Source organism: Alcanivorax sp. DP30 (assembly GCF_009882945.1).
Taxonomy (GTDB): domain Bacteria; phylum Pseudomonadota; class Gammaproteobacteria; order Pseudomonadales; family Alcanivoracaceae; genus Alcanivorax.
On record NZ_WTUY01000001.1, the window covers coordinates 87,374 to 110,619 of the forward strand.

Annotated in this window: 21 protein-coding genes; 14 read left to right on the forward strand and 7 right to left on the reverse strand. The window is 57.5% G+C overall.

The genetic code is table 11. The annotated features are described in order from the left end of the window. Positions 1-10: 10 nt before the first annotated feature. Positions 11-532: a GspH/FimT family protein gene (locus GQF00_RS00490; RefSeq protein WP_161316974.1), complete on the reverse strand. Its 522-nt coding sequence runs from the start codon at positions 530-532 to the stop codon at positions 11-13. Positions 533-630: 98 nt separating this feature from the next. On the opposite strand from GQF00_RS00490, the gene GQF00_RS00495 reads away from it, so the two are divergent. Further along, positions 631-1,734, forward strand: a complete 1,104-nt coding sequence (locus GQF00_RS00495) for an FAD-binding oxidoreductase (RefSeq protein ID WP_161316976.1) — start codon at positions 631-633, stop codon at positions 1,732-1,734. Here GQF00_RS00495 and GQF00_RS00500 read toward each other — a convergent pair. The 3 genes from GQF00_RS00500 to GQF00_RS00510 are packed head-to-tail and all read right to left on the reverse strand — an operon-like array spanning position 1,683 to position 4,872. Further along, on the reverse strand, positions 1,683-3,074 hold the full coding sequence (locus GQF00_RS00500) for a sigma-54 dependent transcriptional regulator (protein WP_161316978.1): 1,392 nt from the start codon (positions 3,072-3,074) through the stop codon (positions 1,683-1,685). The two genes, GQF00_RS00495 and GQF00_RS00500, sit on opposite strands and share 52 nt — an antisense overlap. 12 nt (positions 3,075-3,086) lie before the next feature. Continuing rightward, positions 3,087-4,640 (reverse strand): PAS domain-containing sensor histidine kinase, encoded by a 1,554-nt coding sequence (locus GQF00_RS00505; protein WP_161316980.1) that lies wholly within the window; start codon positions 4,638-4,640, stop codon positions 3,087-3,089. Continuing rightward, on the reverse strand, positions 4,633-4,872 hold the full coding sequence (locus tag GQF00_RS00510; RefSeq protein ID WP_161316982.1) for a PP0621 family protein: 240 nt from the start codon (positions 4,870-4,872) through the stop codon (positions 4,633-4,635). The genes GQF00_RS00505 and GQF00_RS00510 overlap by 8 nt, the downstream gene beginning before the upstream one ends. Before the next feature lie 91 nt (positions 4,873-4,963). Between GQF00_RS00510 and GQF00_RS00515 the strand changes: the two genes are divergently transcribed. Further along, positions 4,964-6,589 carry an NAD+ synthase gene (locus GQF00_RS00515; RefSeq protein WP_161316984.1) on the forward strand — a complete coding sequence of 542 codons (1,626 nt, stop codon included), beginning with the start codon at positions 4,964-4,966 and terminating at the stop codon, positions 6,587-6,589. 127 nt (positions 6,590-6,716) lie between these two features. Here the strand turns inward: GQF00_RS00515 and GQF00_RS00520 are convergent, their stop codons facing one another. Further along, positions 6,717-7,532, reverse strand: coding sequence for an outer membrane protein assembly factor BamD (locus GQF00_RS00520; protein ID WP_161316986.1), 816 nt, complete (start codon positions 7,530-7,532; stop codon positions 6,717-6,719). Between the two features lie 70 nt (positions 7,533-7,602). Between GQF00_RS00520 and rluD the strand changes: the two genes are divergently transcribed. From rluD to clpB, 4 genes are all read left to right on the forward strand, one after another. Beyond that, entirely contained in the window at positions 7,603-8,574 is a 972-nt protein-coding gene (gene rluD, locus GQF00_RS00525) for a 23S rRNA pseudouridine(1911/1915/1917) synthase RluD (protein ID WP_161316988.1), read from the forward strand. 22 nt (positions 8,575-8,596) lie between these two features. Beyond that, positions 8,597-9,004 carry a hypothetical protein gene (locus tag GQF00_RS00530; RefSeq protein WP_161316990.1) on the forward strand — a complete coding sequence of 136 codons (408 nt, stop codon included), beginning with the start codon at positions 8,597-8,599 and terminating at the stop codon, positions 9,002-9,004. 13 nt (positions 9,005-9,017) lie between these two features. Beyond that, positions 9,018-9,764 (forward strand): peptidoglycan editing factor PgeF, encoded by a 747-nt coding sequence (pgeF, locus tag GQF00_RS00535; RefSeq protein ID WP_161316992.1) that lies wholly within the window; start codon positions 9,018-9,020, stop codon positions 9,762-9,764. Between the two features lie 207 nt (positions 9,765-9,971). Next, complete coding sequence (gene clpB / locus GQF00_RS00540; RefSeq protein ID WP_161316994.1) at positions 9,972-12,554, forward strand: ATP-dependent chaperone ClpB; 2,583 nt, start codon at positions 9,972-9,974, stop codon at positions 12,552-12,554. A gap of 69 nt (positions 12,555-12,623) precedes the next feature. Here the strand turns inward: clpB and GQF00_RS00545 are convergent, their stop codons facing one another. Then, positions 12,624-13,079, reverse strand: coding sequence for a DUF4124 domain-containing protein (locus tag GQF00_RS00545; RefSeq protein WP_161316996.1), 456 nt, complete (start codon positions 13,077-13,079; stop codon positions 12,624-12,626). 474 nt (positions 13,080-13,553) lie between these two features. Between GQF00_RS00545 and GQF00_RS00550 the strand changes: the two genes are divergently transcribed. Next, positions 13,554-15,275 (forward strand): acetolactate synthase 3 large subunit, encoded by a 1,722-nt coding sequence (locus GQF00_RS00550; RefSeq protein ID WP_161317020.1) that lies wholly within the window; start codon positions 13,554-13,556, stop codon positions 15,273-15,275. Beyond that, positions 15,275-15,766 (forward strand): acetolactate synthase small subunit, encoded by a 492-nt coding sequence (gene ilvN, locus GQF00_RS00555; RefSeq protein WP_161316998.1) that lies wholly within the window; start codon positions 15,275-15,277, stop codon positions 15,764-15,766. The genes GQF00_RS00550 and ilvN overlap by 1 nt, the downstream gene beginning before the upstream one ends. 246 nt (positions 15,767-16,012) lie before the next feature. Here ilvN and ilvY read toward each other — a convergent pair whose 3' ends face one another. Beyond that, a complete protein-coding gene (ilvY, locus tag GQF00_RS00560; protein WP_161317000.1) occupies positions 16,013-16,897 on the reverse strand; it encodes an HTH-type transcriptional activator IlvY in 885 nt (294 codons plus the stop codon). 155 nt (positions 16,898-17,052) lie between these two features. Between ilvY and ilvC the strand changes: the two genes are divergently transcribed. The 6 genes from ilvC to GQF00_RS00590 all read left to right on the forward strand — a co-directional run bounded on the left by ilvC (position 17,053) and on the right by GQF00_RS00590 (position 23,002). After that, positions 17,053-18,069: a ketol-acid reductoisomerase gene (gene ilvC, locus GQF00_RS00565; protein ID WP_161317022.1), complete on the forward strand. Its 1,017-nt coding sequence runs from the start codon at positions 17,053-17,055 to the stop codon at positions 18,067-18,069. 95 nt (positions 18,070-18,164) lie between these two features. Further along, positions 18,165-18,944: a CDP-diacylglycerol--serine O-phosphatidyltransferase gene (gene pssA, locus GQF00_RS00570; RefSeq protein WP_161317002.1), complete on the forward strand. Its 780-nt coding sequence runs from the start codon at positions 18,165-18,167 to the stop codon at positions 18,942-18,944. Between the two features lie 101 nt (positions 18,945-19,045). Further along, positions 19,046-20,422: a CHASE2 domain-containing protein gene (locus GQF00_RS00575; RefSeq protein ID WP_161317004.1), complete on the forward strand. Its 1,377-nt coding sequence runs from the start codon at positions 19,046-19,048 to the stop codon at positions 20,420-20,422. Further along, positions 20,419-21,267, forward strand: coding sequence for a hypothetical protein (locus GQF00_RS00580; RefSeq protein ID WP_161317006.1), 849 nt, complete (start codon positions 20,419-20,421; stop codon positions 21,265-21,267). The genes GQF00_RS00575 and GQF00_RS00580 overlap by 4 nt, the downstream gene beginning before the upstream one ends. 155 nt (positions 21,268-21,422) lie before the next feature. Continuing rightward, positions 21,423-22,418 carry a protein-methionine-sulfoxide reductase catalytic subunit MsrP gene (msrP, locus tag GQF00_RS00585; RefSeq protein ID WP_161317008.1) on the forward strand — a complete coding sequence of 332 codons (996 nt, stop codon included), beginning with the start codon at positions 21,423-21,425 and terminating at the stop codon, positions 22,416-22,418. Beyond that, positions 22,418-23,002: a sulfite oxidase heme-binding subunit YedZ gene (locus GQF00_RS00590; RefSeq protein WP_161317010.1), complete on the forward strand. Its 585-nt coding sequence runs from the start codon at positions 22,418-22,420 to the stop codon at positions 23,000-23,002. The genes msrP and GQF00_RS00590 overlap by 1 nt, the downstream gene beginning before the upstream one ends. The last annotated feature ends 244 nt before the right edge of the window (positions 23,003-23,246 follow it).

Consider the following 23,246-nt stretch of genomic DNA (forward strand, 5'->3'; position numbering starts at 1 on the left):
GTTCTATTCGTTAACGACAGTCTTCTGGATCGGCTGTTTCTACCCTGGGGCGGCCGATCCAGTTCATGACAATCCTTCTCGCAGTGATCTTGTTGCATATATACAGGCTTCCATTCTGGAAGTGTGTTATTCCCCGATTGCCAAATATTAGTGCATTGCCGCGAAAGCGTTTCCAGGTAAGAGTGACTCCTTCAGGCAGACTGTAGTGTTCAGAAATTTCTGAGCGGGAAAGTTTTCCGTCGCCATTTTGGTCGTGGCCAGCCCAAAGGGTACGGGTTATTTCAAATCTTGAGCATCCGTGATCTCCGTCGCAAATCATCTGACTTCCCTCGGATATGGCATTCGCTCTGGCGCTCCTGAGAAGGGCGTGAATATTGGATGTCGCTGTTGTTACGCGATAACGCGAGATGACGCTGCTCCATGTGTGACTGGCAATTGCAGAAAGCATGGCCAGTAATAGGGTCATTAGCATGAGATCAATCAGTGTAAAACCTTTCTGGCGTGATGCTTTTGGGGCGGGTATTGGTTTCATTTGATGCTCCGATTCTCTAATCGGAGACTAATTCGAAATCAGTTCGGGGGTTGTGCTAATGTTGCTTTCCTTTGTGTAAGTCTTTTCCGGTAATGCTCATGTCAGATGTGCTTGTTGTAGGTGGAGGGATTGTCGGGCTGCTGAGTGCGCTTGAGCTTACACAGCGTCAGAGATCGGTGGTGGTGATTGATGCTCCCGATGCTTTTCCGCCTGCCTCCTGGGCAGGAGGTGGGATTCTTACGCCGTTGTTCTCCTGGCGATATAGTGATGCGATGACGCGTCTTGCTGTTGATGCACTCCCCCGTTTTGAGCGCCTGCTGAAGAGACTCGATCCCTGTGGTGATTCTTCACGAACACTGCTGAACCGGGGTGGCGTCTGGGTGTCTGCCAGGGAAAAAGAGATCGATGAAGCCTTGGCATGGGCCGAACGCTGGCAGGTTGCTGCAGAGCGACGTTCGGCAGGATCCCTGATGACCGATTTTAATGCCGAAGCCGGTGTCTTTTTTCCTGCACAAGGGAATATCAGAAACCCCGGGTTGCTGAAATTGTTGCGGCATGAACTACAGCGGAGAGGCGTGCGGTTTGAGTTCGCCCATGTTGTTGATGTTCAGCGTTGTTCAAAGGGGGTGCAGGTTTGTGCCAAGGACGGCCGTCGCTGGTTATCGAGCCAGGTATTATTGAGCTCTGGTGTGGGTATGCAATCATTGCTCGAGAAGCTGGGAGTGAGTTTGCCCTTGTTTCCCGCGAAGGGAGAGATGCTGCTGTACAAGTTGGAGCCGGGGCAGGTGCCAGCGGTAATGTTGACCGAAGAAGGCTACCTGATACCGCGAAATGATGGCGCTGTGTTGGTGGGATCAACTTTGAGAAAAGGGGATGCATCGTTTTATCCCACGGTGCAGGGGCGATATCGGCTTGAGGCAATTGCAAAAGCGTTGTGGCCGTCGCTATCCAGATACAAGCCCAGCTTTCACTGGGCGGGTGTTCGTCCCGGTTGTGAAAGGGATTTTCCTTTTCTTGGCCCGTTGCCTGGGTTGCAGGGCGTGTTTGCTGCGGCAGGGCACTATCGCAACGGTCTTGTTTCGGCACCTGCCAGTGCCGAGCTCCTTGCCCAGATGATGTGTGGTGATGTCCCGTTTACTGATCCTGATGTTTATTCTGTGCCGGCGTCATCCCGGTCCAACTCCAGTTTTTTCAATCGATAGCGAAGAGAGCGGAAGGTCATCCCCAGTTTCTTCGCCGCCGCAGTTCGATTCCAGTGCGTGGCGTCCAGGGCTTTGAGAATTTCCTGGCGCTCGATATCCTGAAGAAACTCTTCCAGAGGTTGCCCTGGATCTCGCTCAGGAGAAGCGGGAGGGCTGCCTTCATAATGACTGTTTGCAGCGAGAGCCTGGCTGGACTGGCCCTGTAAATGCAGGTTTTCGGTTTCGATGACCATGCCGTCGCACAGGGTCATTGCGCGCTCCAGTGTGTTTTCCAGCTCGCGAACGTTGCCTGGGAACGGATATTCACACAGGGCCTTCATGGCCTGGCCACTGACTTTGGGTGTGGTGGTATCCCATGCCTGACTAAGACGCTGGAGAATGTGGTCGACTAGGGCAGGGATATCTTCCTTCCGTTCACGAAGCGGCGGCACATGCGCTTCAATGACATTCAATCGATAAAATAGATCCTGACGGAAGCGACCTTCAGCCATTTCATGGGTCAGATTCTTGTGGGTGGCGCAGAGGATGCGAAGGTTGACCTGAAATTCTCTGGCTTCGCCCACCGGGCGGACACTTTTCTCCTGAATGGCACGGAGCAGTTTTACCTGCATATGCAACGGCAGGTCTGCTACCTCATCCAGAAACAGGGTGCCGCCGTCAGCTTCACGGAAAAGGCCTTTTCGGTCTTCCACCGCGCCGGTAAATGCGCCTTTACGATGGCCGAAGAATTCACTTTCCATCAGTTCGGAAGGAATTGCGCCACAGTTCACAGCGACAAAGGGTTTCTCCCGTCGCGGACCCAGGTTGTGGATCAGACGGGCGATACGCTCTTTGCCGCTTCCGGACTCCCCGCTGATATAAATAGGGGCCTGGCTACGCGACAGCTTTCTGACCTGGGCCTTCAGGGCCTGCATGGCTGGCGCTTCACCAATCAGGTTGTCTTCTTCTTCCTGATGTTCTTCCACATGGCTGATATCAAGCCCGTCTTCAATTAACTGGCGCAGCCGGTCCAGTGCGACCGGTTTGGAAATGAAATCGTAGGCGCCAAGTTTCATGGCTTCGGTGGCAGTCTCCATGTTGCCGTAGGCGGTAATGACTGCTGTAGGCATTTCCGGGCAGTGCTGCGAGATATGCTGCAACAGTTCCAGTCCGGTGCCATCGCCCAGGTTCATGTCGGTGAGACAAAGATCGAAATGGCCTGAGTTCAGTTTGTCCCTGGCTGCCCCCAGGGATTCCGCTGCCGTGGCCTTGAGTTTCATGCGACCAAGGGTAATAACCAGCAGTTCACGCAGGTCGGCTTCGTCATCCACAACCAGAACATGGGGGGTATCTGCACTCATATTCAAACTCTGTTATTGAAATTGCCGGTGCGGGTGGGCAAAGGTTATCACAAAGCTGGCGCCTGTCCCGGTGTCTTCCAGATCCAGTGTGGCCTGGTTGGCCTGACACAGCTCTCGGCACAGGTAGAGGCCCAGCCCATTACCATCGGGGGCAGTGGTATAGAAGGGCTCGAACAGGTGTCGAGCGGCTTCTTCACTGATGCCTTTGCCATTGTCACGTATGCGCAGCCAGGGTAGCCCGGTCCGGTCATGGTTGCCGCAACTAAGAGAAACTTTTATGCCTTCACCGCCATGCCTGAGAGCATTGGCGATCAGATTGTCCAGTATCCGCGTCAGCTGGTTTGGGTCAAAGCGTACCTCTACATCCTGGCCACAGGTCAGCTCAATGGGCGTGTTGTCGCTTTTCATGTTCCAGTTGTCTCGCACGGGATGTAGCACCGAAGAAAGTACAAACCGCTCAGCATTGCCTTTGCCCCGTCGGGACAGGTCCAGCACATCGTGAATGATGCCATTCACGCGGGTGACATGATTGCGAATGATGGAAAGCAGGTGCTGGTCTTCCTCGGAGGGTTCCCCGTCCAGTAAAAGGTCGGTGGCGTGGTTGATGGCACTCAGCGGGTTGCGAATCTCATGAGCGAGGGTAGCTGACAGTCGTCCCAGAGAGGCCAGGTTCAGCTGCTGGGCTTCCTGGGCCACTCGTGAGGTGTCTTCAAGAAAGAGCAGGGTGAGATTTTCGTGGCCGGTATCGAGTTTGGCGAAACGCGGGCTCAGATTGGGGCTTTGTTCCGAGACCTTCAGGATCGCCAGCGGCAGCATGGGGTTGTCCAGCCAGCGCTCATGGCGGCTGATCAAACCCTGCGGCAAGCGCTTGCCCAGCATGGGGGCATCGAACAGGTTGTTGGCGGATTGGTTGGACATGAGGATCTGGTTCTGGTCATCGAACACCATTACCCCGGTGCGCATACGCTGAACAATCTGTTGATTTAGCGCCTCCAGTCGCTCGATGGCAACACGCTGTCGGCGCGCAATCTGTTCACTGTGTTCAAGGCGTTGGGCAATTTGCTGGATGATCAGAGACACCATGAAGAAGGCAATGCCCAGCAATCCCGATTCGGTGAGAAGAAACGGCGAGTCGAACTGTTCCTGAATGGAGAAATAAAACTGCTCAAACATGGCTGACAGCGTGGCCAGGGCAGCAATAAGAAAGCCCAGACGCCCACGTAGCAGGATATTGCCCGCTGCCACCGTCACCAGGAGCAGCACGGCCAGCCCCCCTTCAAGCCCGCCATTGGCATGTACCACCAGGGTCAGCATGATCAGATCGCTAATCAGGGCGGTGGGCTGAGCCCATCCCGGAAATGCCCGGCGGTGACGACGAAAATCCAGGGTGGTGGAGGCCAGTGTCAGGCCCAGATACACAAACAGCGCTGTCTGGAACAGATCCGGAGAGTGTTTGCCAATCAATGGGGCATCAGGCGCAAAGTGCAGGAACAGCAGGGCGCAGGCAATGGCTATTCGATAGACGTTATAGATGCGGGCCGGTGTCCAGCCCTGGCTGCTACTCATGATGCTCCAGATACAGACGTTGGTGTTCCTGGCTGCAGAAATGCTTGCCGTTATGACTGAAGGCTTCGTGATCGGGCACGTGCACGCCGCACTGGGCACATTTGCGCATCAGTTCGTTCTGCTGCTTCGGGGCGGGTCTGTCAGCCTGCCGGGGCGAGGAAAGCAGGTTCTTCACCACCCGCCAGGCGATGTAAATCAGTGCTGCAATGATCAGCAGACGAATGAGCCCCATTGTTTTCTCCCTGTTTTGTGCATCCTGATGCATTCATGGATCGCGGACTAAAGAGTACAATCAGCGCTCATTTCATGAAAGGCCGGTCGAGATGCGAATTATCATGGCCCAGCAGAATGCGCTGGTGGGAGACATCGAGGGAAACGCCCAGCGGGTTATCGCAGCGGCGGATGAAGCGAGACGGTTGCTGGGTGCCGAACTGGTGGTCTTCCCGGAGCTGATGCTGACCGGCTACCCGCCAGAGGATCTGCTGTTGCGCCCCAGTCTGAACAGCCGTGTGGATGCGGCCCTGGCTGAAATCGGTGCAGCCATCAGTGTTCCGGTGGTGCTGGGATATCCGGCCGTTCGCAATGGCCTGCGTCGCAATGCGGCGGGTGTATTGTTCCCCGGAGAGCATCAGCCTCGCCATGAGTACTTCAAGCAGTGCCTGCCCAACTATCGGGTGTTTGATGAAAAGCGCTATTTCCAGCCTGGCGATGGCCCATGCACCTTCGAGCTCGAAGGCTGGACGTTTGGGATCACCATTTGTGAAGACATCTGGCACAGCGAGCCGGCCAGCCAGCTCCAGCAGGCGGGCGCCAATGTTGTGCTTAACCTGAATGCATCGCCATTCCGGGTAAACAAGGTTGCCGAGCGTCTTGAGCAGGTGCAGGCGCGCAGTCGTGAAACCGGAATGTCGATTCTGTATTGCAACTTGGTAGGCGGTCAGGACGAACTGGTTTTCGATGGCGCGTCCTTTGTCTGCAACTCCCGGGGGGAACCTTGTGTGCAAGGGGCCAGCTTCAATGAAGCGCTGATTCCGGTGGATTTGCAGTGTCTGGACGGCAGTTGTGATCCGGTGGGTGAAGTCTTGCCGTTGCCCGGGGTGGAACAGGGTATCTATCAGGCTCTGGTTCTGGCTACCCGGGACTATGTAAACAAGAACGGGTTCAAGGGCGCCTTGCTTGGCTTGTCAGGCGGGATCGATTCGGCTCTCACCCTGGCTGTCGCCGTGGATGCGCTGGGCCCGGAACGGGTGGAAGCGGTGATGATGCCGTTCCGTTATACCTCGGCAATCAGTCTGGAGGATGCGGAAAAGCAGGCTCGCACCCTGCGGGTCAATTACCGGGTGCTGCCCATTGAGCCAGCATTCACTGGGTTTATGGATATTCTCAGCGATGCGTTTGAGGGCCTGCCCGCTGATACCACCGAAGAAAACTTGCAGGCCCGCTGTCGTGGTGTGCTGCTGATGGCCCTGTCCAACAAGACTGGCTCCGTGGTGCTGACCACTGGCAACAAGAGCGAGATGGCGGTGGGCTATGCCACGCTTTACGGCGACATGGCAGGGGGCTTCTCGGTGCTAAAGGATGTGTTCAAGACCATGGTGTTTCGCCTGGCCTGGTGGCGAAATCAGCAGGCCGGTTCGGAAATCATTCCCGAGCGGGTTATCACCCGTCCGCCGTCCGCGGAACTGGCCCCGGATCAAGTGGATAGCGACTCCCTGCCGGACTATGACGAGCTGGATGCGATTCTGATGCGCTATGTGGAGCAGGACATGAGTGCGGAAGCGGTGATCCGGGATGGTTTTGAGCGCGACACCGTCTATCGGGTGGTCAAGCTCACCGACCGCAATGAATACAAACGTCGCCAGGCGGCGGTGGGGCCACGGGTCAGCCGCCGCGCCTTCGGCAAGGATCGCCGCTATCCGATTACTAATGGCTGGCGGCCGGGGGACTAAAGGTCGCTGCAAGACGCAAGCAAGATCAAACTTAAAAGCAGGATCAAAAGGGTGGCGCCGAATGTTGGTCGGAGCCACCCTTTTTCGTAGCTTGTAGCTTGTAGCTTGTAGCTTGTAGCTTCTAGCGTTAAAGCAAGTCGAAGGTCAGCAGGCTGAGAATGCCGTTGTCCTCATCCGGCCACCAGGCCAGGTCCACCTGCTTTTCCTTATCAAGATACTTGCTTTCCGGGTAGTTCAGTGCCAGCACCGCGCGGCTTTTTTCGGCCAGTTCCGGGTATTCGAGTCGTTCATAGCTTTTCACCATGATCGCCAGGGCTTCTTCCACGGCCGGGGTGCGCTGGTAGTGCTTGACCACGTACTGGGCCCGGTTGACGGAAGCAACGATGGCACCACGACGGGCATAGTAGCGTGCCACGTGCAGCTCCTGACGAGCCAGCTGATTACGGATATGGACCATCCGCGAACGGGCGTCGGGGGCGTACTCGCTGTCCGGGAAGCGTGTCACCAGGCGCTCGAAATCACGGAAGGCATCCTTGGCAGCATCCATGTCCCTGGCGGAGCGGTCAGAGCTGACCATGTTATCGAACAGCCCCTTCTCCATGTTGAAGTTGGCCAGGCCGCGCATGTAGAGCGCGTAATCCATGCGCGGATGGGCGGGATAGTTGCGCATGAAGCGCTGGGCTGCCACTACGGTAGCCGGGTAGTCCACGGCCATGTAATTGGCGTAGATCAGGTCCAGCCCGGATTGTTCCGCGTAATCCCCATAGGGGAAGCGGACCTCCAGCTCCTTGAGCTGGTCAATGGCCGTGAGATAATTCCTGGACTCAATGGAGTCGTAAGCTTCGCGATACTGGGCTGCTTCAGTGAGCTCCGGGGCGTCCTTGTTGCTGGCGCAACCGGCTATCAGCATCAGGGCCAGTACTGGCCAGAAAATGCGTGGCATTCTTTCCTCGTCGGACGGGTTACAATGGCGCGTTACTAAAGTCGTGCGACATTTAAACACAGGTTGGATTATGGGACATCTTGGCGGCGAGAAAATTCAACGTACCGAGCAGGTACGGGCGGAACAGGCCGGGCAGCGAGTGGATCAGGCTGCCGCGGAGCTGTTTGATGGATTTTCCCGCTCTCGTCTGCAGGGCTGGATCAAGGATGGTGTGCTCACCGTCAACGGCAAGAAAGCCAAGCCCAAGGAAAAACTTACGGGCAATGAATTCCTCAGCCTTGAGGTGGTAATCGAGCCGGAAATCGAAGATCAGGCGCAGGCCATTGAGCTGGACGTGGTGTATGAAGATGAGGATCTGATCGTCATCAACAAGCCCACCGGTCTGGTGGTGCACCCGGCAGCGGGTCATGCGGACGGCACCCTGCTGAACGGCTTGCTGCACCATGATGAGCGACTAAACAGCCTGCCCCGCGCCGGCATTGTCCATCGCCTGGATCGGGATACCACCGGCCTGATGGTGGTGGCGCGGTCGCTGGAGGCGCACACCAGTCTGGTGTCCCAGCTGCAGGACAAGAGCCTGTTCCGCCAGTATGAAGCGATAGCGGTCGGCGTAATGACCGGTGGTGGCAAGGTAGATGCGCCTATTGGTCGCCATCCAGTAGACCGGAAAAAACAGGCTGTGGTTAAGGAAGGCGGTAAGGAAGCGGTTACCCACTATCGGGTGCTGGACCGCTACCGCGCCCATACCCGCATTCAGGTCAAGCTGGAAACCGGGCGTACCCACCAGATTCGTGTCCACATGGCCCACCGCAACTACCCGTTGGTCGGTGATCCGCTTTATGGTGGCCGCCTCAAGTTTCCGGCCGGGGCCACGGAAGAACTGCGTCAGGCCCTGCGTCGTTTCCCTCGCCAGGCGCTGCACGCCCGCAAACTGGGCTTGATTCATCCGGCCAGCGGGGAGTATTGCGAGTTCGAGGCGCCGTTGCCCAGCGACATGCAGGGTCTGATCAAGGTGCTGGAAGACGACGCGAGGTCAGAGTAACGCCTCTTTTCAAGGAAGAAGAATGATAATTCGTGCGATAAAGGGAAAATTGGCAGCACCTGTTCTATCGTTGCTGCTATCCGGCTGTATCAGCAACTACCATGCCTGGGATGGCGTGAAGGGCTATCAGGAAGCGCAGATCGATGGCGCTGGCTACAAGGTCAGTTATGTTGCTGATCATGCAACCCGATGGACTGTGCTGGATGAATATCTGGCTCGCCGCTGCAAGCAATTGATCGGCGCACAGACAGTAGCCCTGATGGATATCCGGCATGAAATTGATTCGGTCACGGTCATGTCTTCTGCTGCGATTGGCGCTCCGGTGATATCCGGCGATCAGGTTACGATGCCGGTGTCGTCGGCGCCCCATGAAGTTGTTTTCAGGCTCAAAAAGGCAGAAGCTCGCTGCAACGTTGCCCTTCATGAGTAACCAGGAGAACCCCATGACTCTCCCCGAGCGTTCAGACTGGCTCTGGCCTCATTGGCACCCGCACCCGGCGGTGAGGGTGGCAGTGACGACCCGTGTGGGTAGTCTCTCCCCCAAACCCTGGGACGGCTTCAATCTTGGCCTGAACTGTGGTGATCAACCTGGTCGGGTGGAACAGGCGCGCCATCATGTGGAGAAACTGCTCCAGGCGGACCATCCGGCGGCTTGGCTGTGGCAGGTTCACGGCAAGCGGGTGATCCGGGCGGATGATCAGGGCAACGAGGCTGATGGCGTCTGGACGGACCAGCTGCGTTGGCCCTGTGTGGTGCTCACCGCGGATTGTCTGCCGGTATTGTTGGCGCGTCAGGACGGCTCTGCGGTGGCGGCGGTGCACGCCGGCTGGCGTGGCTTGCAGGCTGGGATAGTTGCCGAGGGAGTGCAGAAAATTGCGCCCAATGGCGAACTGGTGAGTGCCTGGCTTGGCCCTGCCATCTGCGGTCAGTGCTATCAGGTTGGTGACGAGGTTTACCGGGCCTTCACCGCTGGCAATCCGGCCTTCAAGCCGGCCTTTCAGGAAGACGCGACGCCCCACCATTGGCGTTTCTCTGTGGTCCATGCTGCCATGATCGAGCTTGCCAGCCTTGGCGTTGATGATGTGCAGGGTGGCGAACTCTGTACTGCCTGTGATCTGGAAAGGTTTTATTCCTATCGCAAGGAAGGGGAGACCGGGCGTTTCGCTTCCCTGATCTGGCTTGATTCGTAGTCAGACTTTGCGTCCTTGCAGCGATCTCCCCGGATAGTCGCATTTCTTGATCCACCGCAATAAATCCTGCCTCTTTCTTCACATACTCTTGAACTTGGCCCAATCGGACCCATCTTAGGATCAGTTGATTGATTACCGGTGATCACCGGCCGCTTGCCGTCAGGGAGTGTCCGGGTGGATTTCCGCCGGACAAAGGAGAGCCAAATAATGCGAATGGATAAACTAACCGCGCGTCTTCAGGAGGCCCTGTCGGATGCGCAGTCCCTGGCCGTGGGGCAGGGCAACAGCACCATTGAGCCTGTGCATCTGATGCTGGCGTTGATGCAGCAGCAGGGGGGTGTGGCCAGGCCGCTGGTGGAGAAGACCGGCGCCAATCCTGCCGATGTGATTACCGCGCTGAACATGGCCGTGGACAAGCTGCCCACGGTGAGCAATTTCAATGGCGATGTGCAGATGGGCCAGGGGACTGGCCGATTGCTGAATCTTGCGGATCGCGAAGCCCAGCAGAATGGCGATCAGTATCTGTCATCGGAAGTGGTGTTGCTGGCTGCCTGCGACGATAACGGCGAGTTGGGCAAGATTCTCAAGAATGCTGGCGTCACCAAGAAGGTGCTGGCGGAAAAGATAGCCCAGGTGCGGGGAGGCGAAACGGTGAATGATCCCAATGCGGAAGACAAGCGCGAAGCGCTGGACAAGTACACCGTCAACCTCACAGAACGTGCTGAGGCCGGCAAGCTGGATCCGGTAATTGGTCGTGACGATGAAATTCGCCGCACTATTCAGGTGTTGCAGCGCCGCACCAAGAATAACCCTGTGTTGATCGGTGAGCCCGGTGTCGGCAAGACCGCCATCGTGGAAGGGCTGGCCCAGCGCATCGTTAACGGCGAAGTGCCGGAAGGGCTGAAAGACAAGTTGGTGCTGTCGCTGGATATGGCCGCCTTGATCGCCGGCGCCAAATACCGTGGTGAGTTCGAGGAGCGTCTCAAGGCCGTCCTTAACGAACTGGCCAAACAGGAGGGGCGCATCATCCTGTTTATCGATGAATTGCACACCATGGTTGGTGCCGGTAAAGGCGATGGCGCCATGGATGCGGGCAACATGCTCAAGCCGGCCCTGGCCCGGGGTGAGCTGCATTGCGTGGGCGCCACCACGCTGGACGAGTACCGCCAGTACATCGAAAAGGATGCCGCGCTGGAGCGCCGTTTCCAGAAGGTGCTGGTGGATGAGCCGACGGTGGAAGACACCATCGCTATCTTGCGTGGTCTGAAAGAGCGTTACGAGGTTCACCATGGTGTGGACATCACTGATAGCGCCATTGTCGAGGCGGCGCGGCTCAGCCATCGCTATATCACCGATCGCCAGTTGCCGGATAAGGCCATCGACCTGATTGATGAAGCGGGTAGCCGTATCCGCATGGAAATTGATTCCATGCCGGAAGAAATGGACCGTCTGGACCGCCGCCTTATCCAGCTCAAAATGGAGCGCGAAGCGCTGCGCAAGGAAGATGACGACGCCAGCAAAAAGCGCCTCGACAAGCTGGAAGAGGAGATCGGTGAGCTGGAAAAAGAATACGCCGACCTGGATGAAATCTGGCAGGCGGAAAAGGCCGCCCTGCAGGGTGCCGCCGAATACAAGGCGGAACTGGAACAGGCTCGGGTGGAAATGGAGCAGGCCCGACGCGCCGGTGATCTTAACAAGATGTCCGAACTGCAGTATGGCCTGATTCCTGAGCTGGAGAAAAAAGTCCAGCAGGCCCAGGATCAGGAAGCGCAGGTGCAGGCGGAAACCCAGCTGCTGCGAAACAAGGTTACCGAGGAAGAAATTGCCGAAGTGGTGTCCAAGTGGACCGGTATTCCGGTATCGAAAATGCTGGAAGGCGAAAAGGACAAGCTGCTTCGCATGGAAGAGGCGCTGCATGGCCGAGTGGTTGGCCAGAATGAGGCGGTGGAAGCGGTGTCCAATGCGGTGCGTCGTTCCCGGGCCGGCCTGTCTGACCCCAATCGACCCAATGGGAGCTTCCTGTTCCTCGGTCCCACTGGTGTGGGCAAGACCGAACTGTGCAAGGCGCTGGCCAACTTCCTGTTTGACACCGAAGAGGCCATGGTACGCATTGATATGTCCGAGTTCATGGAGAAGCACTCCGTGGCGCGGCTGGTGGGGGCGCCTCCAGGTTACGTGGGATATGAAGAAGGCGGCTACCTGACGGAAGCGGTGCGGCGCAAACCCTACTCGGTGGTGCTGCTGGATGAGGTGGAAAAGGCCCATCCGGATGTGTTCAACATTCTGCTACAGGTGCTGGATGACGGCCGCCTCACGGACGGTCAGGGTCGCACCGTGGATTTCCGCAATACCGTGGTGGTGATGACCTCCAACCTGGGCTCGGATCTGATCCAGACGCTGGCAGGTGACGGCAATTACGAGGCCATGAAGTCGGCAGTGATGGAAGTGGTAGGTAATCACTTCCGTCCGGAATTCATCAATCGTGTTGACGAAACAGTGGTTTTCCATCCCCTGGAGAAGGATCAGCTCAAGGGTATTGCCTCCATTCAGCTTGGCTTCCTGCAAAAAAGGTTGGCCGAGCGGGATATCCGTCTGGAGATTAGCGATGCCGCCCTGGGCAAGCTGGTGGAAGCGGGCTTCGATCCGGTCTACGGTGCTCGTCCCCTGAAACGGGCAATCCAGCAGCAGCTGGAGAATCCTCTGGCGCAGTCCTTGCTGAAAGGTGAGTTTGGGCAGGGCGATGTGATCAAAGTGGATGTGGAAGGTGAGGGTTTCCGGTTCAACCGGTAAACCCTCCCCCACCAAAAAGCCGCTTAACTGAGCGGCTTTTTTGGTTGGGCTGCGACGGTACAGTTCGTGTTAATCACACAGTTCCAGTGCCTCGCGGGCCTCTTCGATCATCTTCTCCCGCCTTTCCTGGTCGATGACTTCCAGTTTTCCGGTATCCGGATTTTCGGTGCGCACCACGGGGCTGTTCTGAAGGGTTTCCAGATTCTTTTTGTGCTCTTCGCAGCGCTCCTTGGTCACCTCGGTCGGGTTTTCCGCTGCACGTTTGGATTCGGTTGCTGCCTGCTCGGTTTTTTCTCGTTTGCGGGCTTCGGCCTGACGGCGGGCATTCAGGGCCTCAATGGCGTCACCCTGACTGGAGCTGGCATTGGTGCGGGTATTAATCTCGCTGGCCTGGGTGCCATTTGGGGCTTGGGTGCCATAGTGGGTAACCCCGTTTTCATCCACCCACTTGTAGAACTTCTCGGCCATGCCGGGAGAGGCTAAAGCAAGCAGGGCAAGGCTCAGGAACAGGCTGAATCGGCTCATGGTGTCAGTCTTCTTGTTCGGTAAGAGTTCAAGGTCAGACTTTAGCATGACGGGAGAGAGGGTTTTTCTGCAAGTCAAAGCCGACAAAGGGCTTTGATTTATCGCACATTTCTGACAAAATCAGGTTTTTCCGGAGATCGGGACCCTCATTCGCTTACCGGCGATTGTGTGGCCGGGACCCGGGGCATCGTTACCGCGATGTCCGGTCAGCAGTATCACTGCACTCTCGTCCCGCTGTGGGAGCCTCCGGAGGTTTCTGAACGACAAGTGGGATGATTCTCTTTGTTTTTCCCTCTTCGTTTTTAAGAGCCTCCTGATACCTCTCTGCCTGCGTCTGTGTCGGCCACCTCTGACAGGACTCAAGAATGCCCAAATGCGGTGTTCTCGTTGCAGGTCTCCAGCACAAGCAACATCGTCCCGCTGCTCGTATATGCCAGCAGTTGGCTCATGCATTCTGATTTTGAGGTAGCAACCGTGGAAATGTTATCCGGCGCGGAAATGGTGGTCCGTGCGTTGCAAGACGAGGGCGTGGAGTACATCTTCGGGTATCCCGGTGGATCTGTACTGCACATTTATGACGCGCTGTTCCAGCAGGAGAGCGTCAACCATATTCTGGTGCGCCACGAGCAGGCTGCCACCCACGCGGCTGACGGCTATGCCCGCGCCACCGGCAAACCGGGTGTGGTGATGGTGACCTCCGGCCCGGGGGCCACCAACGCCATTACCGGTCTGGCTACTGCCTTCATGGACTCCATTCCCATGGTGGTGCTGTCTGGCCAGGTACGTTCCGACTGGATCGGGGATGATGCCTTCCAGGAAACCGACATGATCGGCGTGTCCCGCCCGGTGGTGAAGCACAGCTTCATGGTCCGCGACGCCAAGGACATCCCGGAGATCATGAAAAAGGCGTTCTACATTGCCACCACGGGGCGTCCTGGGCCGGTTCTGGTCGATATCCCCAAGGATCAGACCGCGCCGAACGTGAAGCACCCCTACGAATACCCTAAGAAAGTGAAGATGCGCTCCTACGCGCCGGTCAGCCGTGGTCATTCCGGTCAGATCCGCAAGGCGGTGGAAGAGCTGATGAAGGCCAAGCGTCCGGTGATCTATGCCGGTGGCGGTGTGGTGCAGGGCGAGGGTAGCGAGCTGCTCACCAAGCTGGCGCACCGTCTCAACTTCCCGGTGACCAACACCCTCATGGGCTTGGGCGGCTTCCCGGGCACCGACCCACAGAATGTGGGGATGCTGGGCATGCATGGCACCTACGAAGCCAACATGACCATGCACAATTCCGATGTGATTCTGGCGGTGGGTGCGCGTCTTGATGACCGTGTGACCAACAACGTGAAGAAATTCTGCCCGGGCGCCAAGATCATCCACATCGATATCGATCCGGCGACCATTTCCAAGAACATCATGGCGCATATCCCCATCGTGGGACCGGTTGACCAGGTGCTCGAAGAGATGCTGGTGGCGCTGGATGAGCATGGCGGCGAGCCGGATCAGAAGGCGCTGGAGCGCTGGTGGGAAGAGATTGCTGGCTGGCGCAAGATTCACGGCATGCGTTTCGAGACCAACGAAGATGGTCCCATGAAGCCCCAGCAGGTGGTGCAAGCCCTCTACAAGGCCACCAAAGGCGACGCCTATGTGACTTCTGACGTGGGGCAGCACCAGATGTTCGCCGCTCAGTACTACCAGTACGACAAGCCGCGCCGCTGGATCAACTCCGGTGGCCTCGGCACCATGGGCTTCGGACTGCCGGCAGCCATGGGCGTACAGTTTGCGTTCCCGGACGCTACCGTTGCCTGTGTGACCGGTGAAGGCTCCATCCAGATGAACATCCAGGAGCTGTCTACCTGCCTGCAGTATGGTCTGCCGGTGAAGATCATCAATATCAACAACCAGGCCTTGGGCATGGTGCGCCAGTGGCAGGACATGCAGTACGGTGGCCGCCACAGCCAGTCATACATGGAATCCCTGCCGGATTTCGTGGCGCTAGCCGAAGCCTATGGCCATGTGGGCATGAAGATTACCAGGTTCGAGGATCTGGAAGGGGCCATGGACGAAGCCTTTGCCCTGAAGGATCGTCTGGTATTCATGGATATCTATGTTGACCCCACCGAGCACGTGTACCCGATGCAGATTGCAGATGGTTCCATGCGCGATATGTGGCTGAGCAAGACGGAGCGGACCTGATGCGTCGAATTATTTCTATTCTCATGGAAAACGAGCCGGGCGCACTGAGCCGGGTAATCGGTCTGTTCTCCCAGCGGGGTTACAATATTGACTCTCTGTCGGTGGCGCCCACGGAGGACACCACCCTGTCACGCCTGACCCTGACCACCTATGGGGATGACCTGAAGATCGAGCAGATCACCAAGCACCTCAACAAGCTGATCGAGGTGGTCAAGCTGGTGGATCTCACCGAAGGGGCCCACATCGAGCGTGAGCTGATGCTCATCAAGGTGAAGGCCACGGGCGCCCAGCGTGCCGAGGTCAAGCGCAGCGTGGATATCTTCCGCGGTCAGATCGTGGATGTGACCAGCACGGTGTATACCATTCAGCTCACCGGCGCCACCGACAAGCTGGATGCCTTCATTGGCGCCATCGGTGAAGCCCAGGTGCTGGAAGTGGTGCGTTCCGGTGTCTCTGGCATTTCCCGTGGCGAGAAGGTGTTGAGCTTGTGAGTACGCTTTACGCCTGACGCTGAACGCCAGACGAAAAAGCCGCTCTTTGAGCGGCTTTTTCGTGGTCGCGCGGCGGTTGTAGTGCAGCAAAACTCAACCTCTGAATAGATGGCTGCTGTGGGAGCTTGCCTGCAAGCGATCCGAGCCTCAGCGAGGTACAGGAACCGCGAGTAACGAGTTTCGAAGGGCGAAACCATTGTGCTGTTCAGGCGGGGTGTTTTGATCTGCGAAAATCGAAACTCGCTACTATTCTGTCACCTGCGACCAGAATGCGTTGATCAGTGGTTCTTCAAGGCGCCGTTCCTGGGTGAACAATCCCACCTCGTAAGGGGCTAGCGCCGGCTGGACATCCAGCGGGCGGATCCGTGCCGACAACGGGCTGTTATCCAGCACGATCTTCGGCACTACGCCCACCCCGAACCCCAGACTCACCATGCTGACAATGGCTTCGTTGCCGCTGACCTGGGCATAAATCCGGGGTTTGACGCCTAGCTGGCGAAACCAGCGGTCGGTGCGCTCCCGGGCCAGACCTTCCTCGGAAAGAATCATGGGAATGTCCTGCCAGGCTGTCCGGTCTGCATGCCCGCCCAGCCGTTCGGCCAGCTGTGGCTGGCTGGCGGGAGCGATAAACAACAGTGGGGAGCGTGCGATGGGGCGAAAAGCGATGCTGCCGGGCAGGTGATCCGGGCGGGCGCCGATGGCGATGTCTTCCTCGCCTTGCTGGACACGGTGAACGGCCTGGGCCGGATCGCCAGTGTGCAGTTTGAGTTCGATGCGGGGGTACTGGTGACGGAAGCTACTGAGGATGTCATAGAGAAAGCTGTAGCTGGCGGTTACCGAGCAGTACAGGCTCAGCTCTCCTTGCAGTACCCGCCGGTCTTCCTGTAAGGCGTGGCGTAGATTATCCCATTGCGTCAGGGTGTCACGGGCGTACTCCTGGAAGCGCTGGCCTTCCCGGGTCAGGGTGACGCTGCGGTTATCCCTGTAAAACAGCGGGGCGCCCAGTTCGTCTTCCAGCTGCTGTACCGTGCGGCTCAGGGTGGAGGGGCTCACATGGCACATGGCGCTGGCGCGGCCGAAGTGCAGGGTGTCGGCCAGGGTCAGAAACAGGCGCAGGGGTTTGGTGTCCATAGGGCTGCCGCGTTGCGGTAATTGGAATGCAATGTTTCAAATATATCATTTTACGCAACAAGGCGAATAGCCTAGAGTGGCTGGCCTGATTGAGGCCCTTGCTGAGCGCCTCGCCACCGAATTTTCCGTTACCAGAACGAGTCAGAGCTATGAGCATGCAAGTGTATTACGACAAGGATTGCGACCTCTCCATCATTCAGGGCAAGAAAGTGGCCATCATCGGTTACGGCTCCCAGGGCCACGCCCACGCCTGTAACCTGAACGATTCCGGCGTTGATGTGACCGTGGGCCTGCGTGCCGGTTCTTCTTCCATCGCCAAGGCCGAAGCTCATGGCCTGAAGGTTAGCGACGTACCGGCTGCGGTTGCCGCGGCTGACGTGGTGATGATCCTGACTCCGGACGAGTTCCAGTCCCAGCTGTACCGTGAGGAAATCGAGCCGAACCTGAAAAAAGGCGCCACCCTGGCTTTCGCCCACGGTTTTGCCATCCACTACAACCAGATCGTGCCGCGCGCGGATCTGGACGTGATCATGATTGCTCCGAAGGCCCCGGGTCACACCGTTCGCACCGAGTTCACCAAGGGCGGCGGTATCCCTGATCTGATCGCCATCTTCCAGGACGCCTCTGGTAATGCCAAGAACGTGGCCCTGTCCTACGCTTCCGGCGTGGGTGGTGGTCGTACCGGTATCATCGAAACCACCTTCAAGGACGAGACCGAAACCGATCTGTTCGGTGAGCAGGCGGTACTGTGTGGCGGCGCCGTAGAGCTGGTGAAAGCCGGTTTTGAAACCCTGACAGAAGCGGGTTATGCGCCGGAAATGGCCTACTTCGAGTGTCTGCACGAGCTGAAGCTGATCGTTGACCTGATGTACGAAGGCGGCATCGCCAACATGAACTACTCCATCTCCAACAATGCGGAGTACGGCGAGTACGTGACGGGTCCTGAAGTGATCAATGACGAATCCCGTGCGGCCATGCGCAACGCCCTGAAGCGTATCCAGAGCGGTGAGTATGCCAAGCAGTTCATCTCCGAAGGTGCCCTGAACTACCCGTCCATGACCGCGGCCCGTCGCAACAACGCGGCGCACCCCATCGAGCAGGTGGGTGAGAAGCTGCGCGGCATGATGCCGTGGATCCAGGCAAACCAGATCGTGGACAAGAGCAAGAACTAAGCTTTTGTGATGCTCACAGAAAACGCGGCTTCGGCCGCGTTTTTTGTTTGCGGGCTCTGCGTTAGACTAGGCGAACCCAATTTGGATGGACCACCATGCAGGACAACGAAAAGACAACAACGACAGCGCAGCCCGAGACCTTTGAGGTTGTGGAAGCCGAGCATCGCACCGGTGCCCGCCACAAGGGGGTTTACCTGCTGCCTAACCTGTTCACCACAGGCGCACTCTTTGCGGGGTTCTACGCCATTGTATCGGCGATGAATGGCATGTTCGAAAATGCGGCGCTGGGCATTATCGTGGCCGGTATTCTCGACGGCATGGATGGTGGTGTAGCGCGACTGACCAACACCCAGAGCAAATTTGGCGCAGAGTATGATTCCCTGTCTGACTGCGTTGCGTTTGGTGTGGCCCCGGGTCTGGTAGCGTATTCCTGGGCGCTGTCCGGGCTGGGCAAGTTTGGCTGGGTCGCAGCCTTCATCTATGTGGCCTGTGCCGCCCTGCGTCTGGCCCGTTTCAATGTGCAGGCCGAGTCCACGGACAAGCGTTTCTTTATCGGCCTGCCGAGCCCCACCGGTGCAGGTCTGGTGGCCACCATGGTCTGGCTGGGCGCCAGCCGGGGTATCGAAGGTGCGGACGTATCCTGGCTGGTGGCACTCATGGTGGCCGGTGCCGGATTGCTGATGGTTTCCTCGGTGAAGTACCACTCCTTCAAGGAGTTCCATATCGGCCGGGTACCGTTCAAGGTACTGCTGGGCGTGATTATCGCCTTCGCCATTGTGTTCCTGGATCCGCCTCTGGTGTTGCTGAGTGTGGCGGTGATGTATGTGGTGGTCGGGCTGGTGATGAGTGCCTGGCAATTACGCAAACGGACTTGATAGCACACCGCGCCCCTCGAAATGGCAGCGGGCTGTGCGCTGATCGTTGAGCACAGTTTTTCTTCCGGGAATTGCGGGGTGCGTTGTTGGCGGTTGGCGGAATGAATAAAAAACTCAAGCAAGGATTGGCTTGGTTAGGGCGCCCCCGCGAACGTTTTCGGCGTTTGCCCCAGTGGGTGCAGCAGTTTTCCATCAATGTTTTTATTGGTATGTCCATTGTCATCTGGATCCAGATGAATGCCGATGCGGCTTTCGTAAAGGCGCAGCAAAACAGGGGGCTGGACTGGTTGTCTCGTCTTGTCACCAATACTTCTCTGGCACCACGCCCGCAACAGCCCTTGTTCATGGTCAATGTGGACGCCGAAACCTACACAGAATGGCAAGAGCCCTGGTTGACGCCGGCGGACAAGATTGCCGCTCTGGTAGAGCGGATGCTCCAGGCGGCACCGGCGCAGCTTGTGGTGGATTTTGATTTCAGTCGTCGTTCGGATCTGCAGCCTCTACTGGACGTACTTGTTCGCTACACGCAGGGAGAGGCGCAGCGCACGCATCTGGTGTTCATGAAGACGCAGACCCTGGCCAAACCGTCGGGGAGTGTCCTTCCCGGGTTTCGTGACTCCGAACTCGATTCCATCATTGCGAAAAGCGAATACCTGCACTGGGCGGCCCCCCTTTTTCGTCCGGATAGTGACGGAGTTATCCGAAACTGGCAGTTGATTGTTCCGGGGTGTGAAGGAGGCAAACTGAAATTGATGCCTTCGGTCCAGCTGCTTTCCGTCTTGTTGCATTTCGATCACCCCGTCGATCAACTGGAAAAATCGCTGGTTCGCGGACAGGGCAGGGATTGCTCTGGCGAGCCGGCTTTTGGCGGAAGCCTGGTGCTGGATGACAACAAGGTGATCGACTTTTCTGAGTCCGATCTTCGTCACCGGATTATTTATGCGCTCCCGCCGGCCCCGAAAGACGGTTATTTGCCGGTTCCCTGGAAAGGGGTATCCCTGCCTGCACTGACCCAGGTATCTGCGCATTCATTGCTGGCCACGGAGGCGTTGCCCACTGCCTCAATGCTGCAAGATGCCATCGTGATCATTGGTGCGACACATCCTGACTCCGGCGATATCCATCAAACGCCTTTGGGGGCGATGCCGGGGTCCCTGATACTGGCTAACAGCATTGTGGCCTTGCAGGGGCTGGATCAGGTGGAGAGGCCGCCCTTGTGGCTGATCATGGTTATCGAATTTGTGTTGGTGCTTGGCACGTCCTGGTTTTTCCTGGTGATGTCGCCTTACACCGCAACCTTCGTGAGCGCCGGGGTCATCATCGTCATCGTCGTGCCGGTGAGCCTGCTGGCGTTCAGTCAGGGGGTCTGGATAGATTTTGCCTTGCCGGTGCTGGCCGTGCAGCTAAGGAGCGTATTCTTCAAGGCTAACGACCGCTTCCAGCGGGTTCGCAGCAAGGGACTGAAGGGGTTTTTATGAAAGGAATGATGGCGTTGATGTTGGCCGCGCTGGTCGTCTGTGCCCTGCCCCTGAAAGGGATAGCGCAGTCCGGATCCGTGGGGATTATTACGCATATCGAACTTCCGGGTCAGGTCACTATCATCGCTGACTCACCCCGTCAGGCGGCGCTGTTTGATGTGATTCAGCCTGGTGAGCAGGTTGTGGCTCAGGGTCAGGCCCTGGTCAGGATCCAGGTAGCCGGAGGTGAGCAAGTGGTGACGGCAAAGAACAGCCCTTTCCGGATGGAGGTAGCTGAAACGGGAGATACGGTTGCCGATAACGTGCTGGATTGGGCGCTTTCTGTGCTTGGTGCGGATTCGGGCGACGTGGACGAGGTCCGCGCGGTGGCCATGGCGTCTCGCGGCCGGGAAGGCCTGGATGTGTTTTACATCGAGCCTTTCGAGAATGTCCTGCAGCGTCGGGATGTCCTGATTATTGTGCACAGCAAGGAAGCGGCACCGGACTACATCAGCTTTTCATCTGGTAGTGCCCTTTTGGAGCCGCAGGTCGCACTGCTCCGGGAGGGGGTCAGCCAGATTGACACCAGTGAGTTGCCTGCGGGCGACTATCGAATGTCCGTCTGTGCGGGGGCTCGCTGTCGAAACTTCTCGATCTTTTGGCGGGAAGGGGTGAAGAGTGATCTGCCCGTGAGTTACCAGGAGGCCCGGCACCCGTTGCTAGGGGCAATATCTTTGGTTGAGGAGGGCGGTGCGTTCCGTTTTGAAGGTTTTCAGCAGCTTTGGGAGTCCGCGGATCGCTATGAATTGGCGAGCGGTTTGTTGTCCCGGCTGGTGGAAGGCCCGAAAGGTGAGGTGTCGGACTGATGGGCCTGCAGCTGCCATGCCTGATGCATATTCATGGCGGCACATAGTCTGATGGGTGTAACAGTGCCCGGTCTTTCACATCGAAGAGGGGTGCCTTCACGAAGGGGCCCCTCTTTTCGGTTAGGCTAACCAGAAACTCAGGCCAGGGAGCTGTCATGATTATCCGCCATAAAGACCCTTCTGCCCCAAAGAGTCACGAGATTACTCCCGAATCGGTTTATCTCAAGCGCCGAGAGTTAATGATGCTGGGAGGTCTCGCGGGCTTGTTTAGTGCGTTGCCGGCCTGGGCCAGAGAGGTTGAGGCGGTGAATGAGGATGCTTCGCGGCCTTTATGGCTCAAGGATCAAGTGGCGCGGGCGGTAGATGGCGGCCCTGACAGTGCAGAGCCGCTCACACCTTACGGCGATGTGACGGGTTACAACAACTTTTATGAGTTTGGCACCGGGAAGACTGACCCCGCCGAGAACGCTCATACGTTGAAAACAGATCCGTGGTCCGTGACGGTGGCTGGTGAGGTGGAGACGCCCGGCGAGTACCCCCTGGAGGACCTGCTCAAGGGGCTTGAGTTGGAGGAGCGCATCTACCGCCTGCGCTGTGTGGAGGCGTGGTCCATGGTGATCCCCTGGGTGGGAGTCCCCCTGGCCAGTTTGCTGAAAAAGCTGGGCCCGACCAGCAAGGCGAAATATGTGTCCTTCACCAGTCTGGCCGACCCAAAGCAGATGCCAGGTGTTCGCTCTCCCTTTACCGGCATTGATTGGCCTTACCGGGAAGGGTTGCGCCTGGATGAGGCCATGCATCCCCTGACGCTGATGGCGGTAGGGCTTTACGGGCGAACCCTGCCCAATCAGAACGGTGCCCCTTTCCGGTTGGTGGTGCCCTGGAAATATGGTTTCAAATCGATCAAATCCATTGTCCGTATAGAATTTACCGAGACCATGCCTGCGACCACCTGGAACATGCTGGCCCCGGATGAGTACGGTTTCTATGCGAATGTGAACCCGGCAGTGGATCATCCGCGCTGGTCTCAGAGTCGTGAGCGGCGACTTCCCAATTCGTTTTTCGACCCCAATTGGGTGCCCACCCGGCCATTTAACGGCTATGGGGAGGTGGCTTCTCTGTATAAGGGCATGGATCTGAGTAAGTTTTACTGATGAAAACACAGCAATGGAGCTGGCTGGCCTGGCTTTTGGGGGCGCTGCCCCTTTTCGGGATAGTTTACTTTGCAGTGTCTGGCCGGTTAGGTCCGGACCCGGCGGAAACACTTGTGGAGCTGCTTGGTTGGTGGTCTCTGGTCATGTTGTTGACCTGTCTTGCCATGCGACCTGCTGCACAGATGCTCGGGATCCCGGGATTAGTGATATGGCGGAGAACCTTTGGGCTCTGGGCCTTCGCGTATGTCTCTATGCACTTTATGGCTTGGGCGACCCTGTTGCTGGGCTGGGATCCTGCCTATTTGGGGGAGGAGCTGACAAAGCGCCCCTACATCATTGTTGGCATGGTGGCCTGGTTGGCACTTTGGCCTCTGGCACTGACCAGCACGCGGACGTCTCGTCGTCGACTGGGGCAGCGGTGGGTGAAATTGCACCGCCTGGTGTTTCTGGCGGCGTTGTTGGGGCTGGTGCATCAGAGCTGGGTACAGAAGTCGGGTTACGGAGAAACCCTGATCTTCGTCAGTGTTGCCCTGGTTTTGCTCTTGTATCGGCTGCTCCATGGGCGCAGCATGGCTAATAAGTAGACGAAAGCGGGCTTGTTTGGCGTTTTTTTGCACTTCATGGTCAAGACGTGACCGTTTGATGAAAAAGGTGCAGAAAAGGTGTTGACGCCCCCCGGAAAATCTCTAGAATGCGCACTCCTCGACGGGGCAACAACGCAAGACGGTGCTTCGGACGAGACGCTCTTTAACAATCAGGCAAGCAAACGTGTGGGACCTGTTCGGGACGGGATCTTTAAGAGATTTCAGTTCTGAACGAGTCAACAAA

Coding starts and splice junctions, on each gene's coding strand:
- GQF00_RS00490 (WP_161316974.1), bottom strand. CDS start 532: ATGAAACCAATACCCGCCCCAAAAGCATCACGCCAGAAAGGTTTTACA.
- GQF00_RS00495 (WP_161316976.1), top strand. CDS start 631: ATGTCAGATGTGCTTGTTGTAGGTGGAGGGATTGTCGGGCTGCTGAGT.
- GQF00_RS00500 (WP_161316978.1), bottom strand. CDS start 3,074: ATGAGTGCAGATACCCCCCATGTTCTGGTTGTGGATGACGAAGCCGAC.
- GQF00_RS00505 (WP_161316980.1), bottom strand. CDS start 4,640: ATGAGTAGCAGCCAGGGCTGGACACCGGCCCGCATCTATAACGTCTAT.
- GQF00_RS00510 (WP_161316982.1), bottom strand. CDS start 4,872: ATGGGGCTCATTCGTCTGCTGATCATTGCAGCACTGATTTACATCGCC.
- GQF00_RS00515 (WP_161316984.1), top strand. CDS start 4,964: ATGCGAATTATCATGGCCCAGCAGAATGCGCTGGTGGGAGACATCGAG.
- GQF00_RS00520 (WP_161316986.1), bottom strand. CDS start 7,532: ATGCCACGCATTTTCTGGCCAGTACTGGCCCTGATGCTGATAGCCGGT.
- rluD (WP_161316988.1), top strand. CDS start 7,603: ATGGGACATCTTGGCGGCGAGAAAATTCAACGTACCGAGCAGGTACGG.
- GQF00_RS00530 (WP_161316990.1), top strand. CDS start 8,597: ATGATAATTCGTGCGATAAAGGGAAAATTGGCAGCACCTGTTCTATCG.
- pgeF (WP_161316992.1), top strand. CDS start 9,018: ATGACTCTCCCCGAGCGTTCAGACTGGCTCTGGCCTCATTGGCACCCG.
- clpB (WP_161316994.1), top strand. CDS start 9,972: ATGCGAATGGATAAACTAACCGCGCGTCTTCAGGAGGCCCTGTCGGAT.
- GQF00_RS00545 (WP_161316996.1), bottom strand. CDS start 13,079: ATGAGCCGATTCAGCCTGTTCCTGAGCCTTGCCCTGCTTGCTTTAGCC.
- ilvN (WP_161316998.1), top strand. CDS start 15,275: ATGCGTCGAATTATTTCTATTCTCATGGAAAACGAGCCGGGCGCACTG.
- ilvY (WP_161317000.1), bottom strand. CDS start 16,897: ATGGACACCAAACCCCTGCGCCTGTTTCTGACCCTGGCCGACACCCTG.
- ilvC (WP_161317022.1), top strand. CDS start 17,053: ATGCAAGTGTATTACGACAAGGATTGCGACCTCTCCATCATTCAGGGC.
- pssA (WP_161317002.1), top strand. CDS start 18,165: ATGCAGGACAACGAAAAGACAACAACGACAGCGCAGCCCGAGACCTTT.
- GQF00_RS00575 (WP_161317004.1), top strand. CDS start 19,046: ATGAATAAAAAACTCAAGCAAGGATTGGCTTGGTTAGGGCGCCCCCGC.
- GQF00_RS00580 (WP_161317006.1), top strand. CDS start 20,419: ATGAAAGGAATGATGGCGTTGATGTTGGCCGCGCTGGTCGTCTGTGCC.
- msrP (WP_161317008.1), top strand. CDS start 21,423: ATGATTATCCGCCATAAAGACCCTTCTGCCCCAAAGAGTCACGAGATT.
- GQF00_RS00590 (WP_161317010.1), top strand. CDS start 22,418: ATGAAAACACAGCAATGGAGCTGGCTGGCCTGGCTTTTGGGGGCGCTG.